Below are 13,797 nucleotides of genomic sequence, written 5' to 3'. Positions count from 1 at the left end.
ATTTTAAACAGATTTTGATTTGCATTCGTATGCGTAAGCTAACACTCATAATAAAAGGTAATGAGTTTGCTTATTCACATAATTAAAAACGGGGATCTGATATTGGGGATAATCGCCTGACTTCAAGCCAAAAACAAGAAAGCCATATATCGAAGTAAACTAATCTATAGCAAACTGTACTTCTATCAGTGCGCTCACTGTTACTTCACCGGGCAAAAAGCTTTCCGAGCCACCAGAACTTCTCATCATAGTTCTCATTTCAGGTGCGGCGTTCTGACTGGTAAGTTCTATTAAAGAAACCACTTTGCCCGCTTTGGCATCTAATTGTGCAGCCATCAAATAGGCTTTTGTCTTAGCATCATGCAACGCCTTAACCAGCGCTTCTCGATAGTAATTTTCTTGTTGCGACACCAATAGAGAGATATCAGTAATTTCCAGGTTACCAATACGAAAAACTTCATCAAAGAGCACTGCTACTTTTTCAGTATTGCGCACTGTCACCTGAATATGACGAGACAATTCAAACCCTCTTTGCTGTCGGGTTTGATTTTCGTAAACAAACCAAGGAGTCACTCGCATTTGCATAGTCTGAATGTCCTTGGGTTTTACTTTTTGTTTTTGCAATGTATTGACGATGAGTGTTGTTTTCTGATTTGCAGAGGCAAAGAGTTTGCTGACCAACGGACCGCGTTCTCTGATATGAATAGAAAACTCAAGCCCGTCCGGTTGTACATTTAATTGGCCACTGCCCACCACCTGTATGATGTTTTGCCCATTGGCAGTTGAACAAGAAACAGCGAGCCAAACAACTATCAGAATATGTAACAACTTCATGGCAATTATCTTTACTGTAATCCGTCGTTACTGAAGGTAGTTGCGTTATCACCGATAAAGGTGATTGTGATGTTCTTACCTTCTTCGCTACCCCATATACAAGATTTAGTTCCCAAGGTTTCCGAGCAATTATCGGGTGTACCGATTACCGCCTGCACTTCTTCTTGTGACATGCCCATTTCCAGTAATTCGTAGTTTTCTTTAGTTAACTTTGAGCACGCGGTTAACAATAACCCCGCCCCCAAAATAACAAATAGCTTTTTCATTTTGTTGCCTCGTGTAAAAACTTAAACAGTAAACCAGTATTTTATCTATGTCTAACTTCAATGTTGAACTTGGCTCGACCAACTCTCACACTTCTTCAAAAGGCGATAATCTAATTAAGACGAGGATTTGTTATCGGTTTCCAAGCCGTCATAGCGCTCATAAAGGCCGTTATCAAAAACGTTTTGCCACATGTCGTAAACAAGTTGCTCATCTTTTTCAGTGTAATAGGCTGCCACCTTGCCATGACGGCTGGCATTTTTATGAGGGAGTTTAGCTTTACTGTCTGATACCCCGAGTTTTTCAGCAATGAAACGATTTACGTCTTCTTCCAGCGTCTCATAGCGTGCAATCGTTAAATTGGCAGGAACGTTGCCGTTGATGCACAAGAAGTCCTGATAACGACCGTAATGGCTTTCTTTCCATCGCAGCTTCTTTTCTGCCGTTACTTTTTTTGCCAGCGTATTCAGATACCCGGAAAACGTTTTATCCAGATCTTTTATTTTCTTACCCCATTTTTGTTTAAGGTACATATACTCGGATAACATCAAACTGTAAGGGTTGCGAATACACACAAGTGTGGGCAATAACGAGGGATTAATACCACTTTGCCTGGCGTATTGATGGCAAACCACTAATGATTGATGCATCAAGTTCACTTGTTGATCACGGCTCAATCGAGGGTCAGACATTGGGAGGTAATTATCCGGGAATAAACGGGATAAATGATTTCGAACTGAGGTACCGCCCGTGCGAGGATAATGAATAAAGATAAACTTTTGGCCAATAAGCATATTTTTCTTTTTATGATTTACTGCGGAGCAACAGTATAACAGACAGATGCAGCTTTTCCTCACCCGCACCTTCAGATTTTATTGACGGACTAAGAACATCAAAAACTGGAGATCTTGGCCTCCAGCGTTTGAGCTTGACCTACCTCTTTTGATGGTTGCTTCAGAAAGTGGCTATTTTATTGGTAATCTTCCAAACTCCATCAATTTTTAAAAGCAGAAGATAATCTGTATAAAGTTTTTGCCCAAAAGAAATTTCAACCTTTGCACTGGCAGCATTATCTGTGACATCTAAAGACACAATTTTACCATACCTGGCGATTTGTCTGCCCTTTTCAATGCGCTCTATGTAAGAACTCGCATCTCGAGATCGGAAGTTTCCATCAGCATCAATCCATTGTACGAATAAAGTCTCGGCAAAAGCTTTTGACACCAATTCCGGTTCACCATACTGAGTCCCATCGAAATAAAACTGTATTGTAGTAGTAATGTCAGCAATGCTCGTTGATTTCGTCTGGGCAAACGCCGAGCTCTGCAAGACCAAAATAAAAGTTAGTGCTCCTGTCAAGGACCATAGTGAATTAAACTTTGACAATCTCATACTCTCTCCTGATTGATAAATGTTACGGACAGAATTAACTTGCCCGGCACAAAGAAAGATTAAAATCCGAAGCTATAATTTCGTTATCCGGAATTATAATTTTGGAAAAAAAATGGGATGGAAGATGATTCGTCTCTTTACGAGCGAATGATTTTTTAGGTATCAGTGAGTAAAGATAATGAAATATGAACAAACAAAGTAACTATTAACTATTAGGACAGCCATCAAAACTGTACTTCAGTACTGTTTTTAAACTCACTGATTCGTGAAAAAAATAGAAGCTCAATTAATCTTGCTCAGGAAGGGAACTAATCGGGGAACTAATCGGGACAGCCATCACAACTGTACTTCAGTACAGTTTCCAAACTCACTGATTTGTGAAAAATAGAAGATCAATTAATCTTGCTCAGGAAGAGTCCACATGCCAAAAGCCAGGAAGGCACAAATCAGTATTGAAGATACCCCCTATTATCACTGTGTTTCCCGCTGTGTGCGGCGAGCTTTCTTGTGTGGGGAGGATAAACAGACTGGGATGAATTATGAGCATCGTCGCCAGTGGGTTGAAGACCGTATTCATTTCCTGTCCCAGATTTTTGCCATTGATGTCTGCGCCTATGCGGTCATGAGCAATCACACCCATCTGGTATTACATATACACAAAGAGTTATCAGATAGTTGGGATACTGAAGAAGTGATTCGACGCTGGCATCAGCTGTGTAAGGGAACACTGTTGAGCCGACAATACCTGAATCCACAACAACGAAAGCAGATGTATGAATCTCAACTTATCGCCGTTGAAGAAACCACGACTATCTGGCGACATCGATTAACGGATATTAGCTGGTTTATGCGTTGCCTGAATGAATACATTGCCAGAGAAGCAAACAAGGAAGATAAGTGCACCGGGCGCTTTTACTCGCCGCCATCCCTGGCGCTCACCCTTCGGGCCAGCTGAAGCTGTTCAAATTTTTTCCTGAAAAATTTGTGGGAAGGCAGATTCAAATCTCAGGCACTATTAGATGAAGCTGCGTTAACCGCCTGTATGGCCTATGTAGATTTAAATCCCGTCCGGGCAGGAATGGCTAAAACACCAGAACAGTCCGACCATACAAGTATTCAGTACCGCATCAATTCAGCCAAAACAGGTAAAACACCCAAGTACCTCTTACCTTTTGCCGGAAATATCAAAGAGGAGATGCCCCATGGCTTACCTTTTCATTTATCCGATTATCTGGAGCTGGTAGATATCACGGGCAGAGCCATCTTGCCTGATAAACGCGGCGCTATTGCAGAATCAACACCTGCAATATTGGAACGCCTCAACCTCAAACCTGAGCAATGGCAGGAACTTACTACGCAATTTGAGACCTGTTTTCATCATGCTGCTGGCAGTGAGCCCTATCTTGAGGCATATCGACACAGGCACAAATTAAAACGACTTAAGGACAAAAGTACAGCTATCCGGCTATTTGGCTGACAATCACCATCAAGCAAATCGTTTTTAGCAAGATTATCGAAAGGTAAGCCCTGGTCATGGCCTTCCCCCAACCTTTTGCACCTTAGATAAATAAACACACCTCACCAAAAAGCAAAACCTGAATCAAAAAGGCGCTTTTTAGCCCTTAAGCTCCGTTATCAGCAAACCAAAAACAAAATCACGTTAACTGGTGCACACCATTTTTAAGGTGGATGTCCTTTTTAGTTCATCCCGCTGTGTGCGGCGAGCTTTCTTGTGTGGGGAGGATAAACACACAGGGATGAGTTATGAGCATCGACGCAAGTGGGTTGAAGACCGTATTCATTTCCTGTCTCAGGTTTTTGCCATTGATATCTGCGCCTATGCGGTGATGAGCAATCACACCCATCTGGTATTACATATACACAAAGAGTTATCAGATAGTTGGGATACTGAAGAAGTGATTCGACGTTGGCATCAGCTGTGTAAGGGAACACCACTTTACTCATTTATTAAAATGATAGTTTTTTGAAGAGGACAGAACGAACTGCAACTAAAATTCAGAATGGGCTGTATAAGGTGGAAACCTGTTCCAAGACAGGTAATGAATAGGCTTGAGGATAAACGCCAGAAACAAAAAAACCACCCTGAGGTGGCTTATGTGCTTTCAAATTAGTGGCGGAGTGGACGGGATTACTCCGTACATCCTGTACTTCGCCCCTTCGGGGCCGCGCTAAAGCACGTTCAAAAATGTTCCGTACATTTTTGTCGACCCGCTTCGCGTGTTCTCGTCCCTCGTAAGGCAAGTATAGAAACAAAAAAACCACCCTGAGGTGGCTTATGTGCTTTCAAATTAGTGGCGGAGTGGACGGGACTCGAACCCGCGACCCCCGGCGTGACAGGCCGGTATTCTAACCAACTGAACTACCACTCCGCGATAATTTGAAGTTGAGCTGAAAGTAAATTGGCGGAGTGGACGGGACTCGAACCCGCGACCCCCGGCGTGACAGGCCGGTATTCTAACCAACTGAACTACCACTCCGCATCCAGACTTAATAAACTTGTAATAAATTTAATAAATCTTTTTACTTTCAACAACTTATTCGTTTTTCCGAATCCGTTGTCTCAACCGCGGCGCAGATGATACGGGTTCAGGTATATCGAGTCAACCGCTTTTTTTAAATTTATTTGGTAATTTCGTTTAACAGCTTGTTATTTAAACGATTACAGTTTTGTTTCTGTTCAGTGACAAAAAATACAACAAACATTGCTCAATAAACCGCCACTACTCGGGCATCGATAATTCTATGATACCTGAATCACCTGCATCGTCTGGCGACCGTAATTTTTTGCCATCGCCATCATCAGTTTTCTTTTTCGGCATGAGGCCTTTAAAAAAAGCGACAAGCTTGACCATCAAAGATTCTTTTTCCTGGTCAGCTTCAACTTGAGGGGAGCTTGCTACAGGCTTTTTACCTCTTACCAGGAAAAACCACAGCAAGAACACACCGACAACTACAATAAATAGGTTTATCCCCACCACAATACCGATGAGTTGCGAGCGTGGCATGCCCTCATCTTCAACTGGTGCAGCTTTAAGCCTCTCCAATTCTTGCAACGCCAAAGCTTCTGCCGATTGAGCATCGCCGGGTAAGGCGCTTAAGTCATCAAGTGTAGTTTCAAGCAACGGCTCTTCGAAGACGAAGGTATATTCCGGCACATCCAGGATAAAGTCTCTTCCATCGACGGTATTGCCATATGCCGTCAATTTGACCCTGAATACACCATACTCGAAATTGACAATCTCGTAGGTACGTACCTTGTCAGTAATGTCAGTTATTGAGAAGTTCTGTACATCGCCATTGGGAAACCTGACTTTTCCGTCGACCAACAAACTAGACATGTCTACCGTTGTGCGGTCGGCATCCACTTGCAGCAGATGGAATCCGTCGCCCTCTTCGTCCAGTTCAACATCAATACTGATAGGATTATCCAGAAGTCGAATGTCTTCACCCACTTTCTGCCGGGTAAACATAGGGGTGACAATGGTAAATATCGGCGTCCACTCCCCAGAGGCAATACGCAAATTAAACTGTCCGGTAAAGGTGCCATCTAATGGGCGTTCATCCAAACCTTTACCATCATCCTGAAAGGTGGCAATCAATTCCGTTTGGGCACCGAAGTTGGCATAGTTAGGATTGTTGGTACTTTTAAATTCCATGGTGAGTTGCACGACATCGCGAAATTCGTTGTAGTCGATGGGCTGGCCGCCATTGGTCAGGAAGGCAGTTTGTTTAATTATTTCACCAGAGAAGATGATGGGCGCTAACGGTCTGGTTTCCAGTTGGATGTCACTGATCACCATGACCCGGCTGTCTGGCAGGATTTGACCGACAGCCTGCCATGGACCAGGCATGGGATTTCGGATGCGGATCATATCGTAGGTTTGAGAATCAAACCAATCAATCCCCATATCATCAGCCTGATTCTGAAATATCTTACTACCGTCAGGCTGTACCAACACTACGGGAGTTGAGCCAAATTCGCGAAAGAAAATCATGGTGATCTCTTCCACTTTGTAGTCAATTCGGAAACGATTTTGCAGTAACTTTATGCCGTTGTAATAATCATTGCCCAACTCAACTAGCGGGCTTTTATCGTCACTTTGATTTTGTTCAGACGTGTTAATACCCTGCTGTGCCAAAACAGGCATAGCACTGAGGCAAATCAAAAATAAAGCTACGACACATCGTTTCATCAATGCACATTTCTCCAGAGGCATTTCCCACCCTCTTTTTCGACAATATCAAGTCGTTCTTCGTGTTGCTTTAATTCATCGGCTGAAGCACGCACAATCTTTAATGGTTTCCTATTCATCGACAAACGTCGAATACCAGTATCTTCTCCTTCATTTTTTTCGTTGCCCGAGAGATTAAAGCGCGTTTGTCCACCCGTCATTTGCAAATAAACGTCGGCCAGAATCTCCGAATCTAATAATGCACCGTGTAATTCCCGATGAGAATTATCGATACCGTAACGTCTACACAGAATATCCAAGTTATTCTTCTGCCCTGGATGCATTTTTCTCGCCAGTGCTAAGGTATCCAGCACGGTACAGATTTCGTCAACACGGGTTTTTCTGTGATTTGGTAACAGTGACAGTTCGTGGTTTAAGAAACCAACGTCAAATGGCGCGTTGTGGATAACCAATTGCGCGCCGGCAACATAATCTAAGAACTCATCAACAACCTGGGAAAATAAGGGTTTATCCTCCAGAAATTCGTTGGTGATACCATGTACGTCAATTGCTTCTTGCTCTACTTCTCTTTCAGGGTTGAGGTAAACGTGATAATGGTTGCCGGTAAGCCGGCGGTTTACCAGTTCAACGCAACCAATCTCAATAATTTTATGGCCTTGTTTTGGGTCGATACCCGTCGTTTCGGTATCCAGCACGATTTGACGCATTAATATTTCCGTCTTTAAACAAATTATCTATTACCTTGATCTAACAACAACCCACAACCAGAAATCAAGTGATACCTGTGCATTTAAAGCTGAAGCTATCCGCCATTCGGGTTAAGATCGGTAAAAAGATAAAATCTAAGAAACTAATGACCAAAAAACACGTCACTATTTACACTGATGGTTCCTGTTTGGGCAACCCCGGCCCCGGCGGCTATGGCTCAATACTCATTTACAAAAAGCAACGCAAGGAATTGTCCCAAGGTTTTGAGCTTACTACCAATAATCGCATGGAGCTACTTGCAGCAATAATTGCACTGGAAACACTGAAAACCGGATGCCAAATTGATCTCACAACAGACAGTCAGTATGTCAGACAAGGCATAATGTCCTGGTTAAAAGGCTGGAAGGCTAAAGGCTGGAAAACCGCAAACAAGCAACCTGTGAAAAACAAAGACTTGTGGCAACGCCTTGATGCAGCCTGTCAACCTCATGATATTCAATGGCACTGGGTGAAGGGACACTCAGGGCATCCTGAAAACGAGCGATGTGACGAGTTGGCGAGAACAGCTGCAGAAAACGATAGTAGCCGCACCGACGAGGGTTATTTGGCTCAGGTCAACTGACTTTTAACTCGTACTGTCATTACCATTTAACAACAAATTTACCGATATTATCGTTTTTTGCCATGCGTTGATGGGCGATATTAATCTCGGGCACCGCAAACACCGTATCAACCAAAGGCTTTACAGCGCCGCTTTCTAACGCGGCGCCAAAGTCTCTGGTGAACTCATTCACCAGTTGTGCTTTGTATTCATCACTGCGATTGCGTAGCGTGCTGGCAAAAAGCGTTACCCTTTTAGCCAACACTTTAGCCATATCCATTTGAGTCACAAATCGTCCACCCAACATCGCCAGTTGCACAATTTTGCCATCAAGTGCAATGATCTGAAGATTTTTTTGCAGATGCCCTTCCCCAACAAAATCAATGATCACGTCTGGAAAGAACTTTGCTGACTTTAACGCTTCAGCAAAATCTTGTGTTTGATAGTTTATTGCCAATTGCGCTCCCAAAGCCTCACATTGCTGTAACTTAGCTTGACTGGAAGCCGTCACCGCAACCCCTGCGCCAGAGTGTTGCGCTAATTGAATGGCAGCCGTGCCAACACCACTGGCACCAGCGTGTATCAAGACCTTTTGCTGGGGCTGTAGATTGGCAATTGAAAACAGGGCCTGATAGGCAGTAAGAAACACTTCCGGTAACGCCGCAGCAGTGACGGTGTCCATCATTGAGGGTACAGGCAACAAGTGGTCATAAGGTACACAAACAAACTGTGCATAACCGCCTCCGGTCACCATGGCACAAACCCTCTTGCCAATAAGTGCCGGGTCAACACCTTGTCCGACAGATTCAATAACGCCGGAGACCTCCATCCCCAGAATGTCGCTGGCGCCACCTGGTGGTGGATATTTGCCTTGTTTCTGCAGTAAATCAGCGCGATTGATACCAAAAGCTGCGACAGCCACCAGCACTTCATTATTACCTGGCAGTGGTGGTGTACACTCAGCCATAAAACATTCATCTTGGTTTTCTGTATGATTAACAAATTGCATTTGTCTGCTATCCGGCTGCTTAATGTCTAAGCAGTAGTAAAAGAGGTAAAACCAGGTTCTTCGACCGCTTCCAGAAATGTCACAGTACTAACATCAGATGCCGGTGAGCCAGTCCACAGCCACTGCATTAGCTCATCTACTTTGTCACCTTCCCCCTGAGCTAACACCTCTACAGAGCCATCAGAGAGGTTTCTCGCATAACCGCAGAGTTCCAGGGATAAGGCTTTTTCACGAGTACTGGCACGATAAAAAACGCCTTGTACCCTGCCCTTTACTATCGCCTTTTTAATAATTGCAGCCACACAAACTATCCTGTTTTTTGGGAAAAGAAAACCTTGCCGCATTGCGCGACAAAAATCAGATATAGACAGAAGAAACTGTTGATGCAGCGCTAACTACATCATTTGTACGACTTCTGTGCCAACCACATAGTTGCTTTCACCTTCTTCAAACTGGCGAACCACTTTTACAATGGCACACAGTGAAGAAATTTGAGAGCTTGTTGATTCGATATTGACTTCCATTTCGGAGCCAATCACAAGAGCTTGTGGAACTTCAAAAGACATTCCAGTAGCACTGATATCACGGCAAGTAGCGGATAACTTTTGCATCGTCCCGGCATCATTAACTAATAATGTGCAGGGTGAATTCATCATCATCCGAAAGAAAGCGCGTTTGTCGTCGTATCCCAGCATTGCGTTACCTCTTGGCTAGTTGAAACATCGACTTATTATTATGTGGGAAGTCATTCCCATTCGAGCGCATTGAGCTTTGCTGCGCAGCTTGCACGGTAAAGTTTAACCCACTCAGGTCTTTACGACCCGAAATTCATTCTATGTAAATTTACTGTTAACTGCATCTGAAAAACTAGAACTTGTCTAAATAGTTTTCAATTCTCTTAGACGAAATAGGTATACTTGTTCCCAACTGCTGAGCAAACAAGGAAATCCTTAGTTCCTCCATTTGCCAGCGGACTTCCAGTAACTCAACTGGAATTGTGCTTTCATGCGGATATTTCTGTAACACAGAAGCAAATCTATCTTGCACTTTTTCGATTTGAAGCTGCTGTGCTCTGTCTCGGATGGGATCTACTGGTATTTTTTCCAAACGCTTTGCCAACCCCTCCACATAACGGTTCCAGTCCTTTAAACGTTGCACGCCAATATCAGCAACAAAGCCTGGATAAACCAAGGCATTCAAATGGGATTTCACATCGGCATAAGCATTGATCATGTTCAGAGGCGTTTTACCTTTTAACTTCTTGCTAATACCGTGGGCAGTAGTCAGTCCTTTTTCCACCTGAATCGCCACCGCCAGCACTTTGTCATTGAGCTCGCCAGCTAGTTGTTTACACAAGGCTTCAAATCCTGTGGCACTGCGTAAATTCAAATTACTTTGACTAATTTCAGCGTCAACCACCGCGTCAATACAGTCACCGATCAGCGCCCGAATCTGACCAAACGGGTTAAAGTACAATCCCAGCTTAGATTTATTAGGCAAGCGTTCCTGTAAATACTTGATAGGTGAAGGTAACTGTTTGATGAGCAATTGGCGCAGGCCGATAAGATGAGATAACTCTGCTTTAATGGCATCGTCAAACAGTTTCAAATGCACTTTATTGCCATCTTTTACCAAAGCCGGATAAGCCTTCACAGTCCAGGCGGCATCGTTGTTTGTCCACTGCTGCGGCAGATCGTCAAAGTCCCAGGAATCCAGATTTTGTTTTTCCAGTTCTGGAGTGGCAACTGCTTGCAACGTTTGTTTTAAATGTTTTTTAAACTTGTTTTTTAAAACGTGAAGATCACGAGACTCACCCAAAAACTGATCGTTTTCGTCATACAGTTTAAAATTGAATAGCAAATGCTCTGGCAAGGTTAATTCCTGCCAGATGTCGTCAGGCAAGACTACACCACTCATTTTAATTAACTTTTTAGTGAAGGCTTTGACGAAAGATTCACCATCGTTCTCCAGGGCATTAACCGCGGCTTTGGCGTAGTCAGGTGCCGGCACAAAATTACGACGCCACTGTTTAGGTAGCCATTTGATCATGGTAGTGGCAAGTTCCTCTCTTAACCCCGGAACCAACCAATCACAGTTTTCATCACTGACCTGGTTAAGCAAGGGTAATGGGATCTTCAAACTCACACCATCATCTGCTGCCCCCGGATCGAAACTATAAAGCAACGGCAATACCAAATTGCCACTACGCCATTGTTCTGGAAAGTGTACTTCCGAAGCTTGTGAGGCATCATTTTTGAGTAAAAAGTCTTTGCTGATAAACCAGCGTTTTTGTTCAGCCTTGTTTTGTTTCTGCCACCATTTTTTAAAATCCACTTCCGTGCAAACGTCATCGGGCAGCTTTTCATCGTAAAAATCCACCAGCAACTGTTCGTCTACCAGTAAATCTCGGCGACGAATTTTCTCTTCCATGCTCTCCACTTCGGCTATTTTTTCTAAATTAGCTTTCAAGAAGGCTTGATTGAGTTTGGTTTCGCCATTCACCAGCGCTTCAGCGATAAACAATTGTCGACACACCACAGGGTCGATTTTGCTGTACAACACCGTGCGCTGATTCACCACGGGTAGTCCTAACATCGAAGCCGATTCTTTGGCCTTAACCGCCCCCGCTTTCTTACTCCAAAAGGGCTCTGCATAGCGATATTTACACAGGTGCTTGCCGGCTTCTTCTAGCCATTTAGGCTCCACCTTTGCAATAGTGCGCGCAAACAGCTTACTGGTTTCCACCAGTTCGGCGGCAATCAACCACTTGGGTGGCTTTTTATAAAGCGCAGAGCCAGGAAACACCATAAACTTATTGTTCCGGGTCCCAAGATATTCTTTATTCTGCTCCATAAAACCGGCATTAGACAGCAAGCCCGGCACCAAAGCGCGATGTATGCCATCGTATTCGGCATTGCTATTGCGAATTCCCCAACCAAGGGAAGAAAATGCCTGCTTTAATTGGCTGACAATATCTTGCCACTCTCGCAAGCGCAGATAATTGAGCATCTGCTCTTTACACCATTTGCGCAACTGATTACCCGACAACAATTTTTGTTGCTCTTTAAAGCCGCGCCAGAGGTTCAAATAGGCAATAAACTCAGATTCTTTGTCGTGCCACTGACTATGTAACTCATCGGCTTTTTGTTTGAATTCTGCAGGTCTTTCTCTGGGGTCTTGAATAGACAAGCCTGCGACGATAATCATCACTTCGTTAAGGGCATCTAATTTGTCTGCCTCCACTAACATCCGAGAGTATCTGGGATCCACAGGCAATCTTGCCATGGCGCGTCCAATCGGCGTTAGTCGCAAGATATTGCGTTTGCCTCGACTTACAGCTTGTAATTCCTCCAGCATTTTTACGCCAGCGGTAATGTCCCTGGATTGAGGTGGCTGCACAAAGGGAAAGCCTTCAATATCGCCCAAGCGTAATGCCGTTAATTGCAAAATAACTGAAGCAAGATTAGTGCGCAGTATTTCCGGATCGGTAAACTCAGGTCTGCGCAGATAGTCGTCCTCGTCATAGAGGCGAATACAAATACCCTCAGCCACTCGACCGCATCGTCCCGCGCGCTGATTAGCGCTGGCTTGCGATACAGGTTCGATAGGTAATCGCTGTACCTTACTGCGAGAGCTATAACGGGAAATGCGCGCAGTTCCGGTATCAATAACATAGCGTATTCCCGGCACTGTCAGACTGGTTTCGGCAACGTTTGTGGCCAATACAATTCGCCTGCCAGAATGGGATTGGAAAATGCGATTTTGTTCAGAAGCGGATAAGCGCGCATACAAAGGCACAATTTCAGTGTGTCGCAATTTCGCGTTACCGAGGTATTCAGCGGTATCTCTTATTTCTCGCTCCCCGCTGAGAAAAACCAGAATATCGCCGGGGGCCTCCCGTTGTAACTCATTGACGGCTTCCAGAATTCCCTCAAGTTGGTCTTTCGTTTGGTTGTCTTCCCCCATTAACGGGCGATAGCGGACTTCAACAGGATAGGTTCGCCCTTCTACCAAAATCATAGGTGCATCATTAAAATGCTTTGAGAATCGCTCAGGATCAATGGTTGCCGAGGTAATGATGACCTTTAGATCAGGACGCTTGGGTAGCAACGCTTTTAAATAACCCAAGATAAAATCGATGTTCAAGCTACGCTCATGAGCTTCATCAATGATAAGCACTTCGTATTGGTTGAGATAACGATCTTCTTGTATTTCCGCCAATAAAATACCGTCAGTCATCAATTTGATATAGGAGTGTTCGGAAGTCTGGTCGGTAAAACGAATTTTAAAGCCTACAGCTTCACCAATGCCGGAATCTAGTTCTTCGGCAATTCGGCTAGCGACACTGCGCGCTGCAAGACGACGGGGTTGAGTATGACCAATTAGTCCTTTGCAGCCCAAACCAGCTTCAAGGCAGATCTTAGGCAACTGAGTGGTTTTGCCCGACCCGGTCTCACCGGCAACAATAACCACCTGATGGCTAGCAAGCGCCTCCAAAATTTCTTGCTTTTGCTGAGAGACGGGTAAATCCGGATACTTTAGCTCAGGCAGATTTTCACGTCGCTGTGACACCTGGTTTTGGCTATTGATGATAGAACTTAACAGATTGTCAGGGACATCAACTTCACCAGTTCCCCGGCCAGCGATACGCTCGGCTTTTTTGCGTAAGCCGTGCTGTTCACTGATTCGGCATTGAGATATCTGGCTTTGTAAATATTGAAGAGACTGAACTTTGGGCAAAATCTAAAACCTGTCGCGATTAGTGCAACAGATCC

General features: G+C 44.2%; 11 protein-coding genes, 2 tRNA genes and 2 pseudogenes. 3 read left to right on the top strand and 12 right to left on the bottom strand.

What is annotated here, in order from left to right; translation table 11 throughout:
* Positions 1–159: 159 nt before the first annotated feature.
* From ACXAGP_RS08755 to ACXAGP_RS08740, 4 genes are all read right to left on the bottom strand, one after another.
* Positions 160–834, bottom strand: coding sequence for an SIMPL domain-containing protein (locus ACXAGP_RS08755; RefSeq protein WP_475260812.1), 675 nt, complete (start codon positions 832–834; stop codon positions 160–162).
* Between the two features lie 11 nt (positions 835–845).
* On the bottom strand, positions 846–1,100 hold the full coding sequence (locus ACXAGP_RS08750; protein WP_475260811.1) for a DUF3862 domain-containing protein: 255 nt from the start codon (positions 1,098–1,100) through the stop codon (positions 846–848).
* Between the two features lie 114 nt (positions 1,101–1,214).
* Entirely contained in the window at positions 1,215–1,790 is a 576-nt protein-coding gene (locus ACXAGP_RS08745; RefSeq protein WP_475260810.1) for a hypothetical protein, read from the bottom strand.
* Between the two features lie 262 nt (positions 1,791–2,052).
* Positions 2,053–2,490 carry a nuclear transport factor 2 family protein gene (locus ACXAGP_RS08740; RefSeq protein WP_475260809.1) on the bottom strand — a complete coding sequence of 146 codons (438 nt, stop codon included), beginning with the start codon at positions 2,488–2,490 and terminating at the stop codon, positions 2,053–2,055.
* A gap of 421 nt (positions 2,491–2,911) precedes the next feature.
* On the opposite strand from ACXAGP_RS08740, the pseudogene ACXAGP_RS08735 reads away from it, so the two are divergent.
* Together ACXAGP_RS08735 and ACXAGP_RS08730 are read left to right on the top strand one after the other, a co-directional pair.
* A pseudogene (locus ACXAGP_RS08735) lies at positions 2,912–3,967 on the top strand (transposase).
* Positions 3,968–4,154: 187 nt separating this feature from the next.
* Positions 4,155–4,448 (top strand): annotated as a pseudogene (locus tag ACXAGP_RS08730) (hypothetical protein); the annotation flags it as partial.
* Positions 4,449–4,803: 355 nt separating this feature from the next.
* Here the strand turns inward: ACXAGP_RS08730 and ACXAGP_RS08725 are convergent.
* From ACXAGP_RS08725 to dnaQ, 4 genes are all read right to left on the bottom strand, one after another.
* A tRNA-Asp gene (locus ACXAGP_RS08725) sits at positions 4,804–4,880 on the bottom strand.
* Between the two features lie 31 nt (positions 4,881–4,911).
* Positions 4,912–4,988: transfer RNA gene (locus ACXAGP_RS08720), tRNA-Asp, on the bottom strand.
* A 243-nt stretch (positions 4,989–5,231) separates the two neighbouring features.
* Positions 5,232–6,704, bottom strand: coding sequence for a TIGR03503 family protein (locus ACXAGP_RS08715; protein WP_475260808.1), 1,473 nt, complete (start codon positions 6,702–6,704; stop codon positions 5,232–5,234).
* Entirely contained in the window at positions 6,704–7,411 is a 708-nt protein-coding gene (gene dnaQ, locus ACXAGP_RS08710; protein WP_475260807.1) for a DNA polymerase III subunit epsilon, read from the bottom strand. Before dnaQ ends, ACXAGP_RS08715 begins: the two co-directional genes overlap by 1 nt.
* A 146-nt stretch (positions 7,412–7,557) precedes the next feature.
* Here dnaQ and rnhA point away from each other — a divergent pair, with 146 nt between their 5' ends.
* Positions 7,558–8,034, top strand: a complete 477-nt coding sequence (rnhA, locus tag ACXAGP_RS08705; protein WP_475260806.1) for a ribonuclease HI — start codon at positions 7,558–7,560, stop codon at positions 8,032–8,034.
* Between the two features lie 19 nt (positions 8,035–8,053).
* Here the strand turns inward: rnhA and ACXAGP_RS08700 are convergent, their stop codons facing one another.
* The 4 genes from ACXAGP_RS08700 to hrpA all read right to left on the bottom strand — a co-directional run bounded on the left by ACXAGP_RS08700 (position 8,054) and on the right by hrpA (position 13,762).
* Positions 8,054–9,022 carry an NAD(P)H-quinone oxidoreductase gene (locus tag ACXAGP_RS08700; protein WP_475260805.1) on the bottom strand — a complete coding sequence of 323 codons (969 nt, stop codon included), beginning with the start codon at positions 9,020–9,022 and terminating at the stop codon, positions 8,054–8,056.
* Positions 9,023–9,048: 26 nt separating this feature from the next.
* Positions 9,049–9,324, bottom strand: coding sequence for an acylphosphatase (locus ACXAGP_RS08695; protein ID WP_475260803.1), 276 nt, complete (start codon positions 9,322–9,324; stop codon positions 9,049–9,051).
* 93 nt (positions 9,325–9,417) lie between these two features.
* A complete protein-coding gene (locus tag ACXAGP_RS08690) occupies positions 9,418–9,717 on the bottom strand; it encodes a PilZ domain-containing protein (RefSeq protein ID WP_475260802.1) in 300 nt (99 codons plus the stop codon).
* Between the two features lie 172 nt (positions 9,718–9,889).
* Positions 9,890–13,762 (bottom strand): ATP-dependent RNA helicase HrpA, encoded by a 3,873-nt coding sequence (hrpA, locus tag ACXAGP_RS08685; protein WP_475260801.1) that lies wholly within the window; start codon positions 13,760–13,762, stop codon positions 9,890–9,892.
* Positions 13,763–13,797 lie beyond the last annotated feature (35 nt).

This window comes from Planctobacterium sp. AWM4_229 (assembly GCF_056160305.1).
Note: the sequence above shows the minus strand (reverse complement) of the source record. Positions and strands in the feature narration are given on the sequence as shown.

Bases quoted from the DNA above. Each gene is read 5' to 3' on its own strand.
- ACXAGP_RS08690 (WP_475260802.1), bottom strand. From the start codon at position 9,717: ATGCTGGGATACGACGACAAACGCGCTTTCTTTCGGATGATGATGAAT.
- rnhA (WP_475260806.1), top strand. From the start codon at position 7,558: ATGACCAAAAAACACGTCACTATTTACACTGATGGTTCCTGTTTGGGC.
- ACXAGP_RS08755 (WP_475260812.1), bottom strand. From the start codon at position 834: ATGAAGTTGTTACATATTCTGATAGTTGTTTGGCTCGCTGTTTCTTGT.
- ACXAGP_RS08750 (WP_475260811.1), bottom strand. From the start codon at position 1,100: ATGAAAAAGCTATTTGTTATTTTGGGGGCGGGGTTATTGTTAACCGCG.
- dnaQ (WP_475260807.1), bottom strand. From the start codon at position 7,411: ATGCGTCAAATCGTGCTGGATACCGAAACGACGGGTATCGACCCAAAA.
- ACXAGP_RS08745 (WP_475260810.1), bottom strand. From the start codon at position 1,790: ATGTCTGACCCTCGATTGAGCCGTGATCAACAAGTGAACTTGATGCAT.
- ACXAGP_RS08740 (WP_475260809.1), bottom strand. From the start codon at position 2,490: ATGAGATTGTCAAAGTTTAATTCACTATGGTCCTTGACAGGAGCACTA.
- ACXAGP_RS08715 (WP_475260808.1), bottom strand. From the start codon at position 6,704: ATGAAACGATGTGTCGTAGCTTTATTTTTGATTTGCCTCAGTGCTATG.
- ACXAGP_RS08700 (WP_475260805.1), bottom strand. From the start codon at position 9,022: ATGCAATTTGTTAATCATACAGAAAACCAAGATGAATGTTTTATGGCT.